The sequence below is a fragment of the Coleofasciculus sp. FACHB-1120 genome (assembly GCF_014698845.1).
Lineage (GTDB): Bacteria > Cyanobacteriota > Cyanobacteriia > Cyanobacteriales > FACHB-T130 > FACHB-T130.
Map to the genome: position 1 here is coordinate 65,194 of NZ_JACJTV010000017.1, position 21,954 is coordinate 87,147.

The 21,954-nt window shown below is 43.1% G+C and carries 17 protein-coding genes, 1 tRNA gene and 1 CRISPR repeat array; of the genes, 4 read left to right on the forward strand and 14 right to left on the reverse strand.

Annotated features, from left to right (window positions below):
* Nucleotide 1: 1 nt before the first annotated feature.
* Complete coding sequence (locus H6H02_RS16170) at nucleotides 2-808, forward strand: ATP-binding cassette domain-containing protein (RefSeq protein ID WP_190819524.1); 807 nt, start codon at nucleotides 2-4, stop codon at nucleotides 806-808.
* A 46-nt stretch (nucleotides 809-854) separates the two neighbouring features.
* Here the strand turns inward: H6H02_RS16170 and H6H02_RS16175 are convergent, their stop codons facing one another.
* The gene (locus H6H02_RS16175) at nucleotides 855-1,265 is read right to left on the reverse strand and encodes a metalloregulator ArsR/SmtB family transcription factor (RefSeq protein ID WP_190819526.1); all 411 of its coding nucleotides are present in this window, start codon (nucleotides 1,263-1,265) and stop codon (nucleotides 855-857) included.
* 59 nt (nucleotides 1,266-1,324) lie between these two features.
* On the opposite strand from H6H02_RS16175, the gene H6H02_RS16180 reads away from it, so the two are divergent.
* Nucleotides 1,325-2,203 carry a metal ABC transporter permease gene (locus tag H6H02_RS16180; RefSeq protein ID WP_190819528.1) on the forward strand — a complete coding sequence of 293 codons (879 nt, stop codon included), beginning with the start codon at nucleotides 1,325-1,327 and terminating at the stop codon, nucleotides 2,201-2,203.
* A 107-nt stretch (nucleotides 2,204-2,310) separates the two neighbouring features.
* Here H6H02_RS16180 and H6H02_RS16185 read toward each other — a convergent pair whose 3' ends face one another.
* On the reverse strand, nucleotides 2,311-2,475 hold the full coding sequence (locus H6H02_RS16185; protein ID WP_190819530.1) for a metallothionein: 165 nt from the start codon (nucleotides 2,473-2,475) through the stop codon (nucleotides 2,311-2,313).
* 208 nt (nucleotides 2,476-2,683) lie between these two features.
* Here H6H02_RS16185 and H6H02_RS16190 point away from each other — a divergent pair.
* Nucleotides 2,684-2,756: transfer RNA gene (locus tag H6H02_RS16190), tRNA-Phe, on the forward strand.
* Nucleotides 2,757-2,863: 107 nt separating this feature from the next.
* A CRISPR array of direct repeats spans nucleotides 2,864-8,192; the repeat unit is 37 nt; unit sequence GTTTCAATCCCTGATAGGGATTTAGATTAATTGGAAC.
* Between the two features lie 236 nt (nucleotides 8,193-8,428).
* On the opposite strand, the gene cas2 is transcribed toward H6H02_RS16190, so the two are convergent.
* The 11 genes from cas2 to cas3 form a co-directional block, all read right to left on the reverse strand.
* Entirely contained in the window at nucleotides 8,429-8,716 is a 288-nt protein-coding gene (gene cas2 / locus H6H02_RS16195; RefSeq protein WP_190819541.1) for a CRISPR-associated endonuclease Cas2, read from the reverse strand.
* A 24-nt stretch (nucleotides 8,717-8,740) separates the two neighbouring features.
* Nucleotides 8,741-9,745, reverse strand: coding sequence for a type I-D CRISPR-associated endonuclease Cas1d (cas1d, locus tag H6H02_RS16200; RefSeq protein ID WP_190819543.1), 1,005 nt, complete (start codon nucleotides 9,743-9,745; stop codon nucleotides 8,741-8,743).
* A gap of 138 nt (nucleotides 9,746-9,883) precedes the next feature.
* Nucleotides 9,884-10,477 (reverse strand): CRISPR-associated protein Cas4, encoded by a 594-nt coding sequence (gene cas4 / locus H6H02_RS16205; protein ID WP_190819545.1) that lies wholly within the window; start codon nucleotides 10,475-10,477, stop codon nucleotides 9,884-9,886.
* 158 nt (nucleotides 10,478-10,635) lie between these two features.
* The gene (cas6, locus tag H6H02_RS16210; protein ID WP_190819547.1) at nucleotides 10,636-11,505 is read right to left on the reverse strand and encodes a CRISPR-associated endoribonuclease Cas6; all 870 of its coding nucleotides are present in this window, start codon (nucleotides 11,503-11,505) and stop codon (nucleotides 10,636-10,638) included.
* Nucleotides 11,506-11,547: 42 nt separating this feature from the next.
* Nucleotides 11,548-12,252, reverse strand: a complete 705-nt coding sequence (gene cas5d, locus H6H02_RS16215) for a type I-D CRISPR-associated protein Cas5/Csc1 (RefSeq protein ID WP_190819549.1) — start codon at nucleotides 12,250-12,252, stop codon at nucleotides 11,548-11,550.
* Nucleotides 12,253-12,257: 5 nt separating this feature from the next.
* Complete coding sequence (cas7d, locus tag H6H02_RS16220) at nucleotides 12,258-13,298, reverse strand: type I-D CRISPR-associated protein Cas7/Csc2 (RefSeq protein WP_190819552.1); 1,041 nt, start codon at nucleotides 13,296-13,298, stop codon at nucleotides 12,258-12,260.
* Between the two features lie 62 nt (nucleotides 13,299-13,360).
* The gene (cas10d, locus tag H6H02_RS16225; RefSeq protein WP_242040740.1) at nucleotides 13,361-16,759 is read right to left on the reverse strand and encodes a type I-D CRISPR-associated protein Cas10d/Csc3; all 3,399 of its coding nucleotides are present in this window, start codon (nucleotides 16,757-16,759) and stop codon (nucleotides 13,361-13,363) included.
* Nucleotides 16,749-17,105, reverse strand: a complete 357-nt coding sequence (locus H6H02_RS16230) for a DUF5615 family PIN-like protein (protein ID WP_190819554.1) — start codon at nucleotides 17,103-17,105, stop codon at nucleotides 16,749-16,751. The genes cas10d and H6H02_RS16230 overlap by 11 nt, the downstream gene beginning before the upstream one ends.
* Nucleotides 17,102-17,353: a DUF433 domain-containing protein gene (locus tag H6H02_RS16235; RefSeq protein WP_190819556.1), complete on the reverse strand. Its 252-nt coding sequence runs from the start codon at nucleotides 17,351-17,353 to the stop codon at nucleotides 17,102-17,104. Before H6H02_RS16235 ends, H6H02_RS16230 begins: the two co-directional genes overlap by 4 nt.
* A gap of 56 nt (nucleotides 17,354-17,409) precedes the next feature.
* Nucleotides 17,410-17,766 carry a hypothetical protein gene (locus H6H02_RS16240; protein WP_190819558.1) on the reverse strand — a complete coding sequence of 119 codons (357 nt, stop codon included), beginning with the start codon at nucleotides 17,764-17,766 and terminating at the stop codon, nucleotides 17,410-17,412.
* Between the two features lie 298 nt (nucleotides 17,767-18,064).
* On the reverse strand, nucleotides 18,065-20,248 hold the full coding sequence (cas3, locus tag H6H02_RS16245) for a type I-D CRISPR-associated helicase Cas3' (RefSeq protein WP_190819637.1): 2,184 nt from the start codon (nucleotides 20,246-20,248) through the stop codon (nucleotides 18,065-18,067).
* Nucleotides 20,249-20,344: 96 nt separating this feature from the next.
* Here cas3 and H6H02_RS16250 point away from each other — a divergent pair, with 96 nt between their 5' ends.
* Entirely contained in the window at nucleotides 20,345-21,214 is an 870-nt protein-coding gene (locus H6H02_RS16250) for a WYL domain-containing protein (RefSeq protein WP_190819560.1), read from the forward strand.
* Between the two features lie 184 nt (nucleotides 21,215-21,398).
* On the opposite strand, the gene H6H02_RS16255 is transcribed toward H6H02_RS16250, so the two are convergent.
* Nucleotides 21,399-21,599, reverse strand: coding sequence for a hypothetical protein (locus tag H6H02_RS16255; protein ID WP_190819561.1), 201 nt, complete (start codon nucleotides 21,597-21,599; stop codon nucleotides 21,399-21,401).
* Nucleotides 21,600-21,954: the final 355 nt, after the last annotated feature.

Here is a 21,954-nt window from a genome sequence, read left to right on the forward strand (position 1 = left end):
CGTGAGAAACTCTGACGCCCCTAATTACCCATCTCCAATTCTGAAAGTTGACGGCTTAACTGTATATTTAGGAAGCTATCTGGCGCTTCGGGATGTCTCTTTTGATTTGCTACCCGGAACTAATACAGCAGTAGTTGGCCCGAATGGTGCCGGTAAAAGTACGCTGGTGCAAGCAATTCTGGGATTAATTCCGCGAAGTGCTGGAAAAGTAGAAATTTTTGACCGTCCAGTTGAACGTTTGGGTCGTTGGTGTCACTGGTTAGGCTATATGCCGCAAAATTTTATCTTTGACCGGAGTTTTCCAATTTCTGTCGCCGAATTGGTGGGGTTGGGATGGGCGAAGAAAAATCAGGAGTCAGGAAAACTCAAGCCTCAAAACTTTTTGTCATTCTGGCGGGAAGATGAAAAGAAATCAGATGCGATCGCTTCTGCCTTGAAACGGGTAGACGCTTATCACCTGCGCCGTCAATCTATCGGTACCTTGAGTGGCGGTCAACTCAAGCGAGTTTTGCTGGCTTATTGTCTGGTGATGCCCCGTCAACTTCTGGTGCTGGATGAAGCGTTTGCTGGTATTGATGTGCAGGGTGCAGCAGATTTTTATGCTTTGCTGAATGAACTCAAACGTGAGGAAAATTGGACGGTGTTGCAAGTTTCCCACGATATCGACATGGTAAGTCGCCACTGCGATCGCGTTCTCTGCCTCAATCAAACGGTAGTCTGCACTGGCACCCCAGAAATTGCCCTTTCTCCCCAAAACTTGCTAGCGACTTATGGCCCAAGTTTCAGTCGCTATCATCATCACCACTAAAAAAATTAAAAAATTAAAAGTGCAAAATTAAAAAGGCAAAAAATTTTTAATTTGCTTCATCCAAATGTTCTGCAACCGAGCGATAGAGGTCTAAAACGTGATTATCTTGAAGGCTATAGAAGACCTTGCGCCCACGCTTGCGGTAGCTGACCAATCGCAGGGCGCGTAAGGCTCTCAGCTGATGGGAAACCGCTGATTCGCTCATTTCTAGCGCTGCTGCTAAGTCACACACACACAGTTCTTCAAGTGCCAAAACTGATAAAATCCGCAGGCGATTGGCGTCTCCTAAGAGACTAAAGAACTCTGCCATGCGCTGGGACTTCTCGATGCTGAGAATCTGAGTTTGTAATTGGTGAGCGTTATCGATGTCAACCGGGTGTGGCGGATTACAATTTAGATTTTCTGTCTTCTGAAAGTCGCTGTTTACAGCTTCATCAGATGAAAGTTGCACTGACATTTCTCAAAATAGCTAGATACTCTTATCGTAACTGATTCGCTGATGTGGATGGAAAGCTCATGACTCTCCTAGATTGGTCGATCTCATTTCATGTTCACTGGCTAGCGATCGCAGATAGCGCTAATTTAATCACCTTGTTGCAGTTTCCCTTCATGCAACGAGCGATCGCAGGTGGCGTCTTGATGGGACTTCTCGGCGGCTTTCTTGGCAGTTTTGTGACTTTGCGCCAGTTGTCTTTTTTCAGCCACGCCGTTGGTCACGCAGCCTTAGTCGGGCTAGTGATGGGAGTCTTGTTGCAGCTAAATCCCACCTGGATGCTACTACCCTTTACGGTAATTTTTGGTTTAGCGGTTCTCTACCTGATTGACCAAACCAATCTCGCCAGCGACAACATCCTCAGCATTGTGCTATCCGGTGCCTTGGCAATTGGCGTCATTCTCAGCAGCTTCATCCAGGGCTATCGGGGCAACCTCTTAGGCGCTTTATTTGGCGATATTCTCGCAATTAATAACACCGACTTGGTGCTGGTTTTCCTATTGCTTGTGGGCAGCGGTATATTTTTACTGTCAACGCTGCGAGAGCAAATATTGTTGACCCTGAACCCTGATGTGGCAAAGGTTCAGGGTGTTCCAGTCCAGCTTTATCGCTACTTATTTGTTGTACTGCTGTCCCTGGCAGTTGCCGTTTCTATCAAAGCTGTGGGGATTTTACTCGTAAATGCCTTTCTAGTGATTCCCGCTTCTACTGCCAAGTTGCTGAGTCACCAATTTATCTACTTTCTCTGGCTCTCGGTTTTCTTGGGAGCGATGAGCAGCGTTGCTGGAATGATTGTATCCGGTCTTTTCAACTTTGCTTCTGGCCCTAGTATTGTTCTCGTCCAGTTTTTGCTGTTTCTAGCCGTTCTCGGCTGGGCAAAGCTGAATCTGCAAGCTAGCTGAGGTAAGGAAGGTTAGCGGGTTGCAGATTAGCTGGTTGAAGGTTAGCCGGTTTATGAGAACTTTCAACGGCTGTAAACCTTCAACCCCTGTAAACTTTCAACCTTCATTTAGCCGCAGTTGCAGCCGTGATGGGAGCAGCCTTGTCCAGATTCGTGACCATTGGCACAAGCTTCGCCGCAGTAGTATTTACCACTTTTTTCCACCGCTTCGCTGATGGAAACAACGCATAAGCAGGATTCACAGGCACATTTCATCGAAGTTACGGTAGTCATTGCTTTGTCCTAGTCAACTCTTCATTTACTATAACATCTGAACAGATATTCAGATATCTGTCCTTTTCAGGAATCGTCATAAAGATAGCGATCGCCCTTGCTGCAACCGGAATCTCTGGCAAAAACTAAAAATATTAACCAATCTGCCACTAGGGGCTTGTCAACACCTTCTAACTTTGTTAATTTAATAAAGCACCAAAAAAAGTGCGCCGGGATAGCTCAGTTGGTAGAGCAGAGGACTGAAAATCCTCGTGTCCGGAGTTCAAATCTCCGTCCTGGCATTTTCTAAAACATAGATTCAGCACATATTTTAGCTGATTATTATTGCTAAATTCTTATCGAGATTCTAGTAGAGTCTATATGAATCCTGATTAATAATAGATAGCTATATAGCCATAAATTAAGGGATTTAGATTCATGGCAACCCGCTTTTCTGCTGACTTGGTTTTGTCCTGTTCTCGCTTCAATCCCTGATAGGGATTTAGATTAATTGGAACAACCCTGATCCTTCACTCCCCGCTGGTTGGGAGAAGGTGTTTCAATCCCTGATAGGGATTTAGATTAATTGGAACATTGACCATCAGTACGACAAGTCAAAGATAGGTCGTTTCAATCCCTGGTAGGGATTTAGATTAATTGGAACAAAACGGTGGGTCAGAAAGTGGGTCAGAAAGTGGTTTCAATCCCTGGTAGGGATTTAGATTAATTGGAACACATGATTTATTCAAAGAACAAGATAGGCGCTTCGATGTTTCAATCCCTGGTAGGGATTTAGATTAATTGGAACCTGGTAACTTTTTCCAGCCCCGCTATTTATTTTTTTGTTTCAATCCCTGGTAGGGATTTAGATTAATTGGAACTCGATAAGAGCGAGGATTCAGAAGCAACCAAGAATAAGTTTCAATCCCTGATAGGGATTTAGATTAATTGGAACTGATGCATTTTTTTACTACAGCATTTTGACTTGGCGTTTCAATCCCTGATAGGGATTTAGATTAATTGGAACCGACCTCCCCAACAAAATGATTCAAGGATTTATCTGTTTCAATCCCTGATAGGGATTTAGATTAATTGGAACCCTGGTTGAAATTACTGTCCAGGGAATCGGTATGTTTCAATCCCTGATAGGGATTTAGATTAATTGGAACTTGGGAGCGCGATTGCTGGAAGTTCGGCAACAAGTGTTTCAATCCCTGATAGGGATTTAGATTAATTGGAACAAGCCCACCCACCCACCCATCAGCCGGTGGTGATTGTTTCAATCCCTGATAGGGATTTAGATTAATTGGAACAACCGCAGCCGCAGCCCGACCGGGACACCGCAACCGGTTTCAATCCCTGATAGGGATTTAGATTAATTGGAACTAGTAATGAAAAGCTTGAGCATCAACGGGAGACATGTTTCAATCCCTGATAGGGATTTAGATTAATTGGAACTTTTTTACCGAAAAGCTTTAATCATTTTAAAAGTGTTTCAATCCCTGATAGGGATTTAGATTAATTGGAACTTGAGCGGAAGCGGGGGGAGCGAACCCCAACGACCCGTTTCAATCCCTGATAGGGATTTAGATTAATTGGAACTCTAACTCGTATCAATTCAGATTCAGGATTCGCTGTTTCAATCCCTGATAGGGATTTAGATTAATTGGAACTAGCCAGCTTCTTTCCAGGGATTGAGACGCGAACGCGTTTCAATCCCTGATAGGGATTTAGATTAATTGGAACCACTGGGTTGATACCTGGGATGGAGTCTGTACTAAGTTTCAATCCCTGATAGGGATTTAGATTAATTGGAACTTGATACCAATTCAATCGTTCAGAACGGCTAGCCCGTTTCAATCCCTGATAGGGATTTAGATTAATTGGAACTTTCAGTCTCACCAAGAACATCAACAGTAGCATCCAGTTTCAATCCCTGATAGGGATTTAGATTAATTGGAACTTGGAGATCCAAAACTTCAGAAGAATCCAATTAAGTTTCAATCCCTGATAGGGATTTAGATTAATTGGAACCAGTGTAGTAGTGGAAGGATTGAGAATCAACGGGAGTCATGTTTCAATCCCTGATAGGGATTTAGATTAATTGGAACCTGAACATCAAGCAGGCAACGTTCCTAGCGATGCGTTTCAATCCCTGATAGGGATTTAGATTAATTGGAACCTCACATTTGAGAATCTGGTCGAGGTAGCTCTTTGCTGTTTCAATCCCTGATAGGGATTTAGATTAATTGGAACCCCCGCAACTGGGGCATTTCAGGGCTTGACTCATGTTTCAATCCCTGATAGGGATTTAGATTAATTGGAACCTCAGGTCAAGTAGAGTTAGGGTATCTCGAAAACCGTTTCAATCCCTGATAGGGATTTAGATTAATTGGAACGGGATTGGCATTTTAAACCGGTGTTACCCACCGAGTGCAAGTTTCAATCCCTGATAGGGATTTAGATTAATTGGAACTTCTGACCTTGGGGCGCTGGGAGAATATGTTGCCGATAAGTTTCAATCCCTGATAGGGATTTAGATTAATTGGAACCCGCCCAGCGCCACGCCTTTAAGGTTTCGAGAGAAGTTTCAATCCCTGATAGGGATTTAGATTAATTGGAACACTCGTTAATCCTCCGCTAGCGTTATGGGCAACCCAGTTTCAATCCCTGATAGGGATTTAGATTAATTGGAACTGAGGACTTTGGCGGTTCTTATACGTTCAGCAAAGTTTCAATCCCTGATAGGGATTTAGATTAATTGGAACTTATTATCTCGCTTTACCCGATTAGAAAACTTACGTTTCAATCCCTGATAGGGATTTAGATTAATTGGAACCTTCTTGCAGCTTGGTTTGAGCTTCTTTAACACTAGTTTCAATCCCTGATAGGGATTTAGATTAATTGGAACATGTCTATTATTCCTCCGAGCGTATGGAAAGAAAAGTTTCAATCCCTGATAGGGATTTAGATTAATTGGAACTGATGCCTTCAAGGTCGCGCCTGGTGCCAATCAATGTTTCAATCCCTGATAGGGATTTAGATTAATTGGAACTTATCGCCTCAAGAAAAGGCAGAACTTGTTAAAGGTTTCAATCCCTGATAGGGATTTAGATTAATTGGAACCGGCTTATTCACGAGCTGGGTTGTACTCCTGAACGTTTCAATCCCTGATAGGGATTTAGATTAATTGGAACTCGTTGGTTAGTTCGGTCGGCGCAATTTTTATATGTTTCAATCCCTGATAGGGATTTAGATTAATTGGAACTCGGCTCAAGTGCAAGAGACGGAATAAACAACGATGTTTCAATCCCTGATAGGGATTTAGATTAATTGGAACGGAGAATTTTACCCGGCAATTGTAAAAATTGTGATGTTTCAATCCCTGATAGGGATTTAGATTAATTGGAACCTGCTTGCCGTCGCGCTTCCCTCTCAGCTGGATCGGGAAGTTTCAATCCCTGATAGGGATTTAGATTAATTGGAACTGACCCCGGTGCGTGCTTTGTTGCGTCCAATGATTGGTTTCAATCCCTGATAGGGATTTAGATTAATTGGAACTTTTGCGCTCCCAGATAACGCATCCACTGGGATTTGTAACGTTTCAATCCCTGATAGGGATTTAGATTAATTGGAACGCTTTACGCCAGCGACATTATTAAATGGACAGAAGTTTCAATCCCTGATAGGGATTTAGATTAATTGGAACGCCATTACCGGGGTACTCACAAAAGGAGCAGCAAGTAGTTTCAATCCCTGATAGGGATTTAGATTAATTGGAACTTGCTTGGTGCTTTGGCGAATCCTCAAGGGTGGATGGTTTCAATCCCTGATAGGGATTTAGATTAATTGGAACTCCTGTAATTATTGCTTTTGCAATCTGGACATTTCGTTTCAATCCCTGATAGGGATTTAGATTAATTGGAACAAAGCAATCCACCGGCTCAAACAACCGATGAAGGGTTTCAATCCCTGATAGGGATTTAGATTAATTGGAACCTTTGATGCGTAGATAGCCAACCCTGTCCCCAATGCCGTTTCAATCCCTGATAGGGATTTAGATTAATTGGAACCGTTTGACCCGTACTCGTTGGCGTTGGACGAGGTGGTTTCAATCCCTGATAGGGATTTAGATTAATTGGAACTCGCTAAAAGCAGATTTTGCGGTCAGTGCGACATGTTTCAATCCCTGATAGGGATTTAGATTAATTGGAACCAGATGGGCATTGCACAGAGCTTGCATCCCCGATAAGTTTCAATCCCTGATAGGGATTTAGATTAATTGGAACCTGAATAGTTAACTTAATTCCCTCTATTAGCTAGTGTTTCAATCCCTGATAGGGATTTAGATTAATTGGAACCTGATTAACTGTAAATCCTTGACGGTTGTATGATGTCTTGTTTCAATCCCTGATAGGGATTTAGATTAATTGGAACTTTTCGGGTTTTCCTGCTGCCGCTACTTTTAATCAGTTTCAATCCCTGATAGGGATTTAGATTAATTGGAACTATTTATAAGCCTGGTCGAGTTTATCAGCCAGGTGAGTTTCAATCCCTGATAGGGATTTAGATTAATTGGAACTCGAGATCCCAAAACCTACTCGGATCGTGGCTGTGTTTCAATCCCTGATAGGGATTTAGATTAATTGGAACTATAAATTGGGGAGTTGAGTATAAACTTCAGTCAACTTTTGTTTCAATCCCTGATAGGGATTTAGATTAATTGGAACAGTTACATCTAGAGTCATCGATACTTTAATCAAGTGTTTCAATCCCTGATAGGGATTTAGATTAATTGGAACGCTAGATGGAGAAGCTTTAAGCATTTTATCAACGTTTCAATCCCTGATAGGGATTTAGATTAATTGGAACGTGGATAAAAGCGCTAGAAGTCACGGCGGTTTATGTTTCAATCCCTGATAGGGATTTAGATTAATTGGAACCTCTCGGCAAAGCTGACGGCGCGAATGGTCTTACCAGTTTCAATCCCTGATAGGGATTTAGATTAATTGGAACCCTGTAAACGATAGATTTAGTGAGTCAGCCAAATCTGTTTCAATCCCTGATAGGGATTTAGATTAATTGGAACAGACTTATTATCATATGGTCAAGCCTGCCAATTATGTTTCAATCCCTGATAGGGATTTAGATTAATTGGAACTACTTTCACCCATCTTTTGAAGGAGTCTCGTTCTGTTTCAATCCCTGATAGGGATTTAGATTAATTGGAACTTGGCTATTCCCTCCGAGTAGCGTGTCCTGGGCATGTTTCAATCCCTGATAGGGATTTAGATTAATTGGAACTGGATTAATCGGATAGATAAGGTCGAATGGAAATCGTTTCAATCCCTGATAGGGATTTAGATTAATTGGAACGTCACTGTGTAGCCTTGACGATTGAATTTAGCTTTGTTTCAATCCCTGATAGGGATTTAGATTAATTGGAACACTCATAGGGATTGTATGTAGATATCCTCTCTATGTTTCAATCCCTGATAGGGATTTAGATTAATTGGAACTTTTTATCCGGTTCCACTCGCTCAACCAATGCTCTGTGTTTCAATCCCTGATAGGGATTTAGATTAATTGGAACGTTGCTGAACCATAATAGTTAATTGTTAGTAAAGGGTTTCAATCCCTGATAGGGATTTAGATTAATTGGAACTTCTAAACAGTTTCAAACTTGCGTACACAGTTTTGTGTTTCAATCCCTGATAGGGATTTAGATTAATTGGAACGGCGGGAGCCGAAAAAGCTTGCTGTATTTAGTTTTCGAGGTACTGTTGCGTGAATTGAGATAATCATATCATTTGAGGCTGTGGGGTGAGCAAGAGGCGAAAACACTTTTTCGCTGGAACGCTTGGTAGTAAAGCGAAAAACAAGTTGCGCGGAAGATGAATTGTTCACCACAAAGGTCAAATGCTTGTACGCGGTGTGCTTCAGCCAGTTTCTGCTCCCCGTTTTAGCTGAACACCTACCCATCCGCGCATTCGGCAAAAAAGATAGTTTCATCTCGTGGCTGTTCTCCGCCAATCCGTTCTATTTTTCTTTGGCAACAGCCACAGAGAAAGTAAAAGCGGATGCTATCAGTATCGGGTTTAATCAGCTTGCTCAAGCGCGATCGCAATTTAGCATACTGGGTATCTGTCAGCTCACACTCAAATACGCTTAACTGCATCCACTGCCCATAAGATTTGAGAATGGAGTGGATTTTAGTGCGCCGCTTGTCTTCTGGAATATCGTAACTGACAACAATATACATAGTGCAGGCAGGATTGAGAAGCGGTTACTTCAGAACTAAAGGCGGATATTTTTCGATTTCGCCCATCAGATACTTCGCCAGCAGTCGCGCTTGGATTTCAAAAGATTCCTGATAAGTGCATTGCTTTTTCATGACTGGATGTGTGAATTTAGTTTGTTTCTTTTGTTCGTACAACCGCAAAAATTTATGCAGCCCTTCCTTGGTCAGAGATACAGCCTTAGAGAGGGGTTCCTCAGTAAAATCATCTTTTGTGAGCGATCGCTTATTCAGTGCCGATAGCACAATGGCATCCACCACCAAAGGACGAAACTCTTCCATCAAATCTAAAGCTAGGGAAGGGCGACCATAACGCTCAACGTGCAGGTAGCCTAGATAAGGGTCAAATCCTACGATGTTCGTTGCACTCTGAATATCGTGGCGTAGCAAAGAGTAGCCAAAGCTAAGAATTGCATTAACCGGGTCAGTTGGAGGGCGGCGATTTCTGGCTTTAAACTTAAATTCTGAGCCTTTTAGCAAATGGTCAAAGCAACCAAAATAAGCAGCACTTCCTGCACCTTCTAAGCCTCGCAGAGAATCGATTCTGAGAGTTTTATCAATGGGAGCGATTGCTTTCTCTAATCGAGTAATATTTGATTGCAAATCAAGTTGAGAACATTCCCGTTCTCGACGCAACAGGTTAATTCGGTAGTTTTTCAATTTACCGCGTACAAATCCCCGCACTAGATGCACCGCCTGTTCCGTCTCGCCAGCCGCTTTCCACTGGGCTTTTCTTACAAAGATGTTTTTGGTCATTTCTGGCTCCAATCTACCTAAATAGCGTCCACTACTCGTTAAAAAAGATAGAGGGATGTGCCGAGAAAGCAGTTCCATAACAACAGCAGGGGAGACACTAGCACGCCCCAAAACCACGATGCCATCCACTTTAATCAGCGGTACATCTAAAATAGTTTGCTTCCCCGCTTTGACGCATAGACGTTCATCTGTTTTCCCAATAAAGGCTTCATCTTGTGTCACATAAACTGTTCCCATTTGTCCTCCTTAAATCGTGAATAGTCATCCAATCTGACAATTTTCCTAGCCCTTTTCAAAAATGAGACTCAGAGAAAAAACGCAGTTTCTCTTGTTTCTCTTCAAAAGGGGGTTGGGGGATCTCCAATTGAAACTTAGTTAATTTGCTTCTTGATAACGCCCGACTTTGTCAACCGCTTGAGGCAAACATTGGGAGTAAAGGCTGCATCCTTTACAGCGTGGACTGTAAACTGCTTTTGGCATCAGTCCCGTAGCCAGCAAATTTTGGACAGATTCAATAGTAGCGATCGCACTTTCTCGTAATTCCGCAGTTATTTCAACTTTTGTGCGTTGGTGCGAATGCGCGTAGTAGATATAGCCAGTAGTAATCGTTTGTCCTGTCATCTCTTCCAGACATAAGGCTTGGGCGCAAACTTGCAATTCATCGTTATCCCACTCGCCTGTATGTCCCCGCTTGTATTCGACTGGATACAGTTCTCCATTGGCAGATTCAATTAAGTCTGATTTCCCAATCAATTTGCATTTTTCTGATTTCAACCAGATCGCCCGAACTTGCCAAGTTTCTTCTCGATGTCCTTCTCCAACGGTATGCACTCTCTGATGTAAATCCGTGCCTTCAATTGTGTAGCTATTGTCTGCAAATTCACCGGCACAAAACATCCGCCAGCACCTGTGGGGGCAATAAGCATATTGATTTAGGGCAGCGATGGGAATGTAGTCAGTATCGTTCATAGATTTTGCGATTATATTCGTCGCCTTTGTTGGGATTTCTTTGGGAAGTAAACCTTTCCTCAACCACCCTCCTACAAGGAAACAGCCAAAGAGTTACTCCCTTTCCATACAAGGGAAAGAGGTTAGGGAATTAGTTTTTTTATTCAAAAAAAGAGGGGTTATAGGGCGTAATTATAATTCTTGCTAGGGGTTGAAATATGCAGTCGTCGCCGCATCATACCCATACCCATTGGTGTCTTACGTCCCACACCGCTGTAGAGAGCGAAATCAGCCAAGGTGTTGATGTTCTTGATTACTTCGGGTGAAACATCCCCCAGAATGCGATAGCTGATTTCTCCCGTCAACCCAATAAATTTACTGCGAGAGTCCGCCACAATTTCGGTGTGGATGTTGAAAAAACTGGGAAAGATTGATTCTATTGAAAAGTGGGACAACTCAATGCCGCTGTATTTGTTCCACCGATTCAGGAGGCTATTAAACACACTCTCTCTGGTAGGGAGGGCGGTATCGTACTGTCCTTGGCGGAAAGCGGTGGGGGTGGCAAAGCTGAAGGTAATTATGCGATCGCTATCCGATGCCTGTTCGTATAATTGAGCGTAGCTGCTAGCATTTGCCCAAGGCTGAGTAGATTGGGGAGTGCCGAGAATGCTGGTGATATGTAAATCCGCTGAACCCAGATGCCAAGGATGCTGAGGATTAAGATTCAGCCACAACTGGGTAAGTTTGCTAAATAAAGTGTCGTCCAGTAGGGAGATGCGCCACCAACAAGTCGTACCCTCTGGGATTGCCATTTTGTGTTCCCATTGCAAAGTAGAGTCTTGCAGTCCAACCCGTTTAATTTGTCGGCTACTTTGCAAGGGACTAAGAGTGAAGGCTTTGTCAGCACCGGATTGATGGAGAGAGTTTCCTAATTCCTGGTCTACAGAACTGACAAGTGTGAGAAACAGAGCGTGTAAATGCCTTCCTGTCAAAAATTGGGCCGGAATTGGTGCCTGGGGAAGTAGATTTAAAACTAAACTGTGGGGCATCTCTATCTCTATAAAAGGATTTCATGCAGTTTGATTTCTAACTCAACTCCTGAAGCGATACTGCATACAGGCTGGAATTTCTAGCTGACCAAATTTGTAGTATTGCCCCCGAATTCTGATATTTTGAATTAGGCTAACTGGGGGCATATTAACTACGTCGTAGCTAATTACTCGATGGGAAAACATCACATCTAAAGGATTGAGGAGATAGGGGAAGATGAATTCTTTTTCTGCGGATGAGCTATTTACCTCCTGAGTTTCTACAATTTTCACTTCCGCCTTACTCATCCACTTACCCAGGCGAATCCATTTCGCCAGTTTAAGTGTTTTTTTGGAAATCATGAAAAACTCAAATTTACTTTCTGGCGCAATTTCTTTTGCTCTGCCAAAACTGGGAATATTCTTCTGAGTTTTTTCCATCTCAACATGGTAGTTGTTATTCGCGTACTTCCAAGTGTTGAGAGTAGAAGAATGAGATAGCGATCGCGCTGGCGTTACATAAATTCCCTGTTGATTGAGCGGCGTTAAATGCTCCTCATATTTCGGCACTTGTTCTGGACAAAAGTAGCGATAGGAATGTTCTTTAGAAACTGTGGTGGAGTAGACTTCACTATCCACCAACCCCAGCGCATAACAAAGCGCGTAATTGTGAATTACTGCCTCTGTTTCATAAAGTCGCCCAATTTCGCGAGTTGCAAAGTAAAGGCTATCGTGTAATTCAATTTGACAACGTTGAATAATTGCCATTGCTATTACCCCGCCTTAGCAGCTTTCCCTGCCTTGGCTTTATCACCTTCAGGCTTCTGCTTAATATGCTTCTTAGCGTAAACTTTAGCTTCATCATCAGCTTTCTGCAAAATCTGCTTCATGCCCTCTTCGCTCCCTGTTAGAGCTTTCACCTCATTTAAGAGAGCAGTAAACTGATTGCCAATAAAATCAGTATGCACAATAAACTCCTCAGAAATTAACGTTTCAATTGCACTTTTAGCAGCAGCAATCACATCATCTTCATTCAGTGGATCGCGGGAGTTAATTTTATTATCGGCTTGCAGTTTGTCGTAAATTGCTTGAGTCCACAGCAAGTTACTGATAATTTCGCCATCCGCAAATACCACACCGATTAATTGATTGCGAACTCTACCTGTACGGGTAGTTTGAGCGCCATAGTGTCGAGTTCTCAGAATGTTGTTGAGAACGTACAAGAAACCAGCTTCAGTTGGGTCTTTTAAAGTCACAATACTGGGGAAGAAAACCTGGGGCTTGATGTGATCTTGTTGATTGATGCGGCTAGTCACCTCTCCTGGTTTAGAACCAGCTTCGCCCTTAGAAGCCATCGTACCGTTCTCAAAAGGAGCATTCAGGGTAAAAGTTTCGTGAGATTCATCAAAAGCGGTTATTGAAAATGCTGTATCAACTACTACTTTTGACTTTTCAGAACCAGAGTCACCGATTGCAAATCCGTAAATAATACAATCAGGATTATCCATCGCAAACTTAACGTTATATTCGCAATCCTCAGCTGTCATCAATCCATAGTTTCGTAATAACTCTCGTCCCACTAAACGTTCTGGCGTAGATTGCTTACGCTTAAACATTGTGAGGCGACTGATGGGTGCTTGGTTTTCTGCTTTAATTCCCGCCCTCACTCGTGCCTTGTTCAATTCTCCATCAGTTTGAAATAGAGGATAAGATTCAGTGATACGTACAGTTAGGAAATGAGCATATTTTCCCATTGGTTTGTAGGGAATTTCAGTGTGGAAGAACTTAGAATCAACGGTTTTTAGAAAAAACATGATTAATTTCCTACATGAAGGTTGACTACAAGGACGCGGGTTGCAAAATTTATCGGTTACAGTCAAAGGTTATCTGCTAAACCCGCAGCTACATCATTGCTTTCGTCATCAGCAGCTTGCTGAATTCTGTCGCGATTTTCTTTGTCATCTTCTAGACGATATAGAAACTCACAAGTATCTCGAATTAAGTTAATTTGTCTACCTGCAAGACGAGCGCGATCGCCTGCAAAAGATTTCTCAAATACCTCCTCAACAAAGTATCGAGCAAAATCCAAAATTGCCTCTCGTTCTTCTTCCCGCTTCTTAAATATCCAGCGCCCCTCTGCTGTAGAAGCATGAACACGATCCATCAACTTAGAAACTTCAGCCGCCACCATATCAACCATCACTCCACCTTGAAAACTTAAATCAGCTTCAAGAATAGTTTTTGCAGAAATGTCAATAGGCTTTAATACTGCATTTGCCTTGGGATTATATCGCTTATTAGCTCTGTAAAATTTGCGATATAATTCCGTCAGCTTTTTGGGATGATTTAAACTTGATTCTTCTCCCACAGTCAATTCCTCCGAATTAGGATTATATTTAGCGTAAGGGTCAAAGCAGGGATAAAAGTGATAGGCATAAAGCTTGACTTTCTCAATTCGTGCTGTTTCAACATTTTGGTTACGCACCCAACGATTTAAGTAGCTAAATACATAGAGTGGACTGGTTTCAAAATCTTTTGCAAGTTCTGTAAAACGTCCCCAGTTGGAGTCATAACCAGATTTTCCCTGTCTAGCATTAACATCAAGGTGAATAGCATAGGCGGCTGTTAGAACATTAAGGGGTGCGGAATATTCCTTCCCGTCTTCCGTCCAGCCTTCAAGAATGTAGTCAAGACGGAAGCGATCGCGTTTCATCAGCACTCTAAACGCCTGTGGCGCACTATCGAGAAATACGCTTTCTTCAAACTCCGCACCATCATTAAATGGCGGAATTGGCGACTCTGAAACTACCGTTTTGACATCCAGAATCATCGGGAAAGCAAAGGCTAACCAGCTAGGCATTACCCAAGATTCCGTATCGGTGCCATCTCGACCAGGGGGCAGCGCCATGAAGTAGAATGTTAGCGGCTGGTCTTCTGGGTAAGAAAGTTTGAAGGTTCGGTCTTTCCCTGGTTCGATATTTTCATTTATTAGGAAAGCATCTACACTTTGGTAGCGATCGCGTTCTAAATTCGCTTGCAAATCTTTACTGATAAAGTGATTGCGAATGCTAGTATCAAAACGAGTTTGAGCAATACCGTTGTATGCCTTTTGTAGAAACTTGTTTGTCTCTGGCGTGAAGTAATAAGTGGGGTAGAAATAAAGATAGCGATATTTCCCATCCTCAAATCGCTTACCCACCGCCTGCGTCTGGTTCATCAGAATTTGCCTCAGCATCATCTCTAAACCTGCAATACTAGAAATATTGCGTTTAGCGTTAGAACCACCCAACATTTGTTTATTGGTATAAACCTGGGGTGTAAATAAAACCGCTGACTCCATCTGCTCAGTTACGGTATAGGGAGAATGAGAAATCGAGCAGATTAGCTGTCGTCCTCTCCCCTGTTTTTTAGCTAACTGATAGCCTGACAATTCCTGTAGGAATACTTCAGCAGATGCTTTGGTAGATGTGGATTTTCCGGGTAGCATGACAACTCGCGTCACCCAAAGCCGCAAATCATCCCAACCATCAGGTAACTGGTACTGTGAAACAATGGGTTTAATGAGTTGGGAAATGTGAGCGATCGCTTCCTCACAAATCTGACGCACATCCTCTGGAGTTAAACCAGGATGGGTCTTTAAATACTTTGCTGCTAAGTAGTACCATTCATAAGGAACGCCGCCAGTATTGCCCTTTAGTTTGTGTTCTTTCAGGCTTTCATTAATCCGCTGAATTTCGCGGATTGGAGGTAAATACTCTGAGAGGTTCCAAAACTTAGCAATTTCCTCGACAATATCTAGATGAGGTAATTCTGGGAGTTTTTTATCTTTCTTCCGCTCAACTTCAATTAGATTAACCCGTTCTTCCCAAATTTTGCGACTAATTAAATCTCCAAATTCAGCAATCTGGTCAATCCGAATGTCGTCATCAAACTTGAAACTATAATCAGCCGACAAAACATTCTGCTGCTGAAATTTGATGAGGTTATCACTGCGGCTTTTGGCAACAGAACTTTTAATGGGATTTAGAATCCTCAGTGTGGCACTCAGGGCGACTTGCATTAAACCTGTATCGTCAAAAAACAAGTTGTAATATTCTGCATATTTCATTCCTTTGCCATCTCTGCTAAAACCTGTTTGCCGACTCCGTAGCTGACTTGCACACAGTTCTTTAATCTTCGTTACCACCCGTTTTGGTACATCCTCAACTGGAACAGGGGGCGCATCCCGCCGAGCTAAATAGATTACACCAGTTGGCAGATATAGCAGTGGTTCATAGTAGGTGCAATCCTCCGTATTAAGGCTAATGTGCGCTTCCATCAAAGCGTTATTCACTACATTTGTGAGTACGCCTCGGTTCTCTGCAATACTGTGGTAAGTAAATTTTAGTTGTCCATCACTTAGGCTATGGATTAACTCATTTAGCCTTGTATTTTCAGCATCTTGGGGATGTTTGATAATTGAAGCTAGGGAATCAGCTAAACAGGTTAAGTCGGAGAGAGCGCGAAGGGTGCGATCGCGTAATACTGGATTTAGTCCAAACTCCGAAAAGTTCCAGTTCGTATCCCAACGCCGTTGAGCGTTATAAGCGATACAGAGCAAATCATCCAGATACTCTCGATAAGCTTCTGGATCATCAGGATTGATGAAGCGACCCAAACCTAGCTGACGAACTTTTTCATCAATAATTTGACGATGCTGTTCTAGCGGTAGCTTGCGACAATCAGCAGGAGCATCCGGGAATTTCTCAAAGTCATGCAGAATAAACCCAGCAATTAACATCCGGCGTTCTAGTTCTCGCACCACTCGCTGCACAGTGGTATTAAGTTTTTCCAACCGTTGCTCAATTAAATTCGCTGGAAATAGTCCATTGAGTAAATGGGTATTGAGCGATTGATCGCCTGCATTGTCTCGTCGAACTCTATTTTTTCCTTCCGCTTCATTTTTGCGATCGAGTTCATCAAAAAACTTACCACCTTTTGCTGTAACGCCGATTGCCACTCGTAGCAGGTGTGGTAAGACATACTCTGCAAAGTCACTCATGACGCGATCGCCAGGATTCTGAGTCTGAATTGCTTCTCGCAGTAGCTTGAGTGTCAGTAACTCACGCGCTTGAGGTTCAATAGTGCGATCGCTAAGTTCAAATTCCGAATCTAGGTCATCATCCTGCAACCAATCATCTTCTGGACTATCAGATTGCTCAGAGTTTAAATCAAATAGATTTAATTGTTCAGCTTTTTCTCTAGGAACCATGTTAATACCTTGATTAAGCTTCATCCGGTGGTCGAATTCTCACCCTGCCTAATTCGGCAGTTACAATTGCGCCAGATGTCAATTCATTGCCGTAAAGTTCAAGCACCCGCAGACAAACAGTTGCTTGCTGTCTGGCACTGAGATTAACCAAGCGCAAAATGCCACAGTGAGAAGTTCCCCGCACAATTGCCAACTCTCCAAAATCCTTATCGAGAGTTACCAAAATCCGACCTTCGCTGTAGGCTGTTGCCAAAATCTCCTCATCGCCTGGATCTTCAGACCAATCTCCAGTCCACACCACGTCATAACCAGCAGTTGCTAACTCGGTTCGCACCCCACCCCATACGCAAGTATCTAGAAGTACCTTCACCCCTGAGACTCCACAGGTAAAAGTTCAATTCGCTCGTGGCTGACTAACCGACGCGCATAGACTAAACAAGCTTGCACATCTTCCCGTTCTAACCAGGGATAACCCTCCAGCAGAGTCTCGACGGTATCACCCGCCGCCAGCATTCCTAAAATATGCTCAACTGCCAACCGACGACCCCGAATAATCGGCTTACCTCCAAAGATTTTGGGGTTGACTGTAATTCTCTCTATTAGTTTTTGCTCATTCATTGTTGACCTCTGTAGTAAAAGTAGATTCAAATGGTCTATAAACTGCAAGAGGTAGCTTAGTCAGCTGGACAATAAAAAGCTACTCGCTCCTCTAGAGCCTCTTTTTCACCAACCAGGTGTGTAAGGTGACGAATTCCCCTTACCGCAAAGTCGGCTGACTCCTGACACTCCTCAAGTTGAATCTGCTGACTCTGACTTTGAGTTTGCTGATTGTGAAGCATTTGCATAATTTCTTTATGCTTCTCCTCCAACTCACTGAGCCGACTGTCGTGGTTAGAGAGTCGTTCATCTTGGAGGGCATTCTGTCGCCGCTCTGCTTCAAGTGCGTCAACTAAATGGCTGAGTTGGCTTAGTACATGGCGGATCAGGTACAGGTCGGCATTCTGGCTGGGCAGTTGAGTTAGCTTTTTCATGGCTAGCTTGGATTGGAATACAGATTAGAAGACATACTCCAGGCTTTACAGATCAACTAACGTCTCCAATCTCTCTTCTCTTGCTTGCGCTATTTCTACTGATTGAATAGAGATGTTGCAATTCTGGCAAAGCCCCCTCTAGTATAATGTAGGCGGAGGCAAGAGCAACCAGCCAACTCTCTACAGAAGTTCCATAAATCCCTATCAGGGATTGAAAAAGTTGACTGTAAGCCTGCGTTGTCTTCTACTCTGCCTCCACTTTTCAGTTTGAGCCAAATCCCTATCAGGGATTGAAACCCTAAGCAATCCATATTTCATCTCCTTTACTTTTGAACGAGTAAGCAAGCGTATCTAGCAGTAAAGCTGACTGACTGAAGGCAATAGAATAAGGTGCAGTTGCATCGTGAAAACTGTACTGATCGCTGATTGGGTAAATTGCAAAGTGCATGGGGAGTCTAAGCCTTGATCGCACCTCCGCAACCGGACGACGCAGCACATAACTGACTAAAGCTTGCTTCCTCAGCCGCTTGTTAATCTCACTAATCCAATAGTTGTCGGGTTGCCAAACCTCAATACCAATCAAAACCTGAACCTTCCAAGCATCTGCGATCGCGTCCAACTTGCCTGAATAGGTAAATCGCCAGTTCAGCCGTTCCTCCCGATAAGCCTTTAACTTCATAAAGGCGAGACAGTGTGCAAATGGACCTTTGGGAATAGGTTCTCCCAGCCGTTCAGCGGTTTGAAGAAGCGATCGCATAAACTCTGCTTCTGTCATCACCTCAATTTCCAGATTGCTTAAAATTCCTGGTAAATCGTAGGTTTTAAATCTATCTACCTCATTCGGTTCTGTTAGATCGTAAATCCCACACTGAAGAGGACTAGAGCCTCGAAAACTAGAAGCATCCTCTGCAATAGGATTTCCTTTATCTTTACCTGATAACTCCTGCCATTCAGTTGCCCATTGTTTCATGTTACCCGCAACCCTACCCAAACTTGTTTTAAACACTTGTTCACAAGCTGTTTTAAATGCCTTTTGACTGTCCTTATACTGCTGCACGATCGTCTTATGTCCCAACTTCCGGCAAAGCATCACCGACTGCACGGCACCCCAGCGAGAGTAATAGCCTTCAAAATCATTAATCCTGCGGTAGTTTTCACGAATTTGGTTGTGAAAAAAGGAACGGTCATAAATGCTAGTTGCCTCTAAAGGTGGAGAGTCACCTAGAAACAGCTTTTCCACTATAAAATTGGGTACGAGTGCGTATGCTGTGAAAGTTTCAAAAGTAATCTTCTGTCCATTCCGTTTATAGCCGTCATGTCGCCCTAATCTTCCTAAGCGCTGAATGAAGCTACCTGCATCAGCTGATTCAAAAATTAGGAAATTAATCTTGAAATCAACGCCGACATCAATCGTGCTAGTGCCGAGAACTAAGTCAGCTTGTAGCGATCGCTCTTTTTCCTGCTTCCCAGATAATCCCGTATTCTCCCCAACCACCAAACCATAAGGCTGCAACAGTTCCCGAAAGAACGATGTAAGACGCTTCACCGCAGCAATCGAGTTGAGAATGATTGCCCCTTTGCTACCTGGATGCTGCTGAAAGTGAGTCAGAATGAGATTACTGTTATCTTTCAACCAAGTTTCAGAAGCCTTATTGCTGGATTCCAAAGAGATAAACTGAAGAGAAATTTCTCGTGATACCTGTCGCCATCCTTCTTCTTGTAACTGGTGACACTGGGCCTCTGTATCTGGAAACTGATATTTATTCTCCTCAATTGGGTTAATCTCCTTGCACCGAAATCCAGCTAACTTTAGTCGCTCTATCAGTTGTTTATTCGGAGTCGCTGAGAGGAATAGAAACTTTTTGTAGCGATTGGTATTCTTGATTAACAGCATTGTGTTAATCACGCTGGCAATTTGCGGAGCCTGGAAAACATGAAACTCATCAAAAATAAATAGATCAAAATCCTTGTCAATCCGGTTCCACAGCTTGTCAGGACTATCATCACGAGTTAAATATGCACCTTGATGCAAGTAGTGAAAAATATCAGGATTGCTTAAGAGAATTTCTGAGTTACCAGAACGAGACTCGATCGCTGCTGCTTTTTTTAAGCCCTCATTTTCAGCATATATCTCTAACTCTTGTCCACTGAGCCGGACTACACGCGGCTTAATATCAGGCTTAAATTGTTCACTATAATCCTGATTTTGTGTTTCTTGGTCACGAGCAAGTTCATTAGTTGGATACAGCCCGATCGCACAAAAATATGTCAGCAATGTCACTAAATAAGCTGCCAAACTTTTTCCGTCGCCCGTCATGGCAGTATTAAAGATAACGTCGATATCCGGGTCGCGTATTGCCTCCAACGTTGCGACTTGATGCCAGGAAAGTGATGCCCAACCATCGGGTAGCTTCACGTCTTTTGGTGTCTCTGAGGCGGGACAGGAGTAAACAGGCTTGAGAGTGATCTGGTAATCGGACATATACTTACTTTGTGTCCGTGACTTGTTGTTGATTCCCATATTGGCATTCAAAATAGAGGTTGACAAGACTTATCCGTATAAAAGTGTCCGTATAAAATGACTCGAAAAGGTCAGTCTATAACCCTGTCAATTTCAGAACACGACAAAGCCGAGTTAGAAGCGATCGCTAGTGAACTCGGCATGATGTGGGGAGAACGCCCTAACATCTCTAAGCTGGTATTAGCGATCGCCCGTCGCCACCTCCAAATCGCTCCGAATCACAATTGGTCGGAAGCTCGCATCAAAGCGCTACAGCGTTCTATCAAAGCTCTGAGCGACCTCGGACAGATCGAGCAAGCCCAAATTATTGCCAACATACTTTTGGAACGCAGCGAACTATCGTTACCCCTGCGACGAGAAATCGAACGTTTTTTAGAAAACCTACCCCCACCTTGGCGGTTAGAAATCGATCGCTATATCTTGCGCCACCAACCTTTCCAGCTTTCTTACCAAGATGCAGCAGATCGCTTGTGGCACTTCACGGTTCGCCATGCTGAAGTAGCCCCTCACGAAAAACGAGAATATCTCGATTGTTGGTGTGAGGAGACAGAGGGAAACTTGGATATACCAGAGCTATCACACAACTGGAGTTTGCGTTTAGATCGCATTCCCGAAGCTGCTGGTGTTGTGCCTGTTGAAGGTCACTGGCGTTCTAACTTGGATGAAATAGAAGTAGAAATGTATTTAATGAGTGGCTTGGCTTTTGCTTATCAAGTTAAACCTGAAGATACTTTTAATGATTGGTTAGCAGACAGGCAAAGAGTGCGGCGCGTTGTTCGGCGGGTATCGAGTACCTTCTGGTTTATTCGAGAAGTTATGCAGTATGCGCCAGACTGTGTAGTGATATCGCCAGAGAGCGTGCGATCGCGCTTAACAGATAAAATAAAAGCCCTCTGCCAGCAGTACAATCTGGAAATCCGGGATTAGTGGCTCTCCAAGAGCTCGTGAAGGTAGCGCCTTTTGGTTAGAGTTGGCTGAACTCTAATATTTACGAGTCGCGCCTGCCAAAAACAAGTGGTTTTGGCAGGCGCGATTAATTTACGCGAACTTTGGAAACCCGCGCAAGTAGGTTTAGGCAAACTTCACTCGCGCTTCTTACGACAGCTCAATATTATAATTTCTGTTTAGTTTTCAAGACTTCTATGTAAGCGATGGGAAGAACCAGAGGCCAGAAAACTGTTGCGACCGTCAAAGTGATAAAAGATGAAAATCTTTCCTCTGTATTCCAGCTGCGATCGCGCTTAAACAATTCTAGCCAGAGGGTAAACAAAGTAGCCGCTATCAACAGGTAAATCACTTCTATACAGATCATAAGTTTATCCGGAGTCCTTTATCTCTCTCTATTGAGCATTCCCGTGCCAGAGATCGGGAATTTCTATTGCTTAACAAAACTTAACGTTAAAGAATTTTCTCCCATTCTCAGACCGTAGCCTGTTATGTCAACAATAGGAGCAAGTTATCTCGAAAATTTATAATTCAAGGAGCTAATAACAAACCATCAACGTTATTGCTAAAGTTAACTTCCGCTTTGCCATGTCCCTATATTATTTATCAAGCCTTCCTTTGCCATTTACATAAAATTTCGACATTACACACTTGCCCTCCAACCGTAGGAAGTGGGAAGCGCAACAAGGAACGGTATGTTAGCTAGGAAATCTATAAAAGTT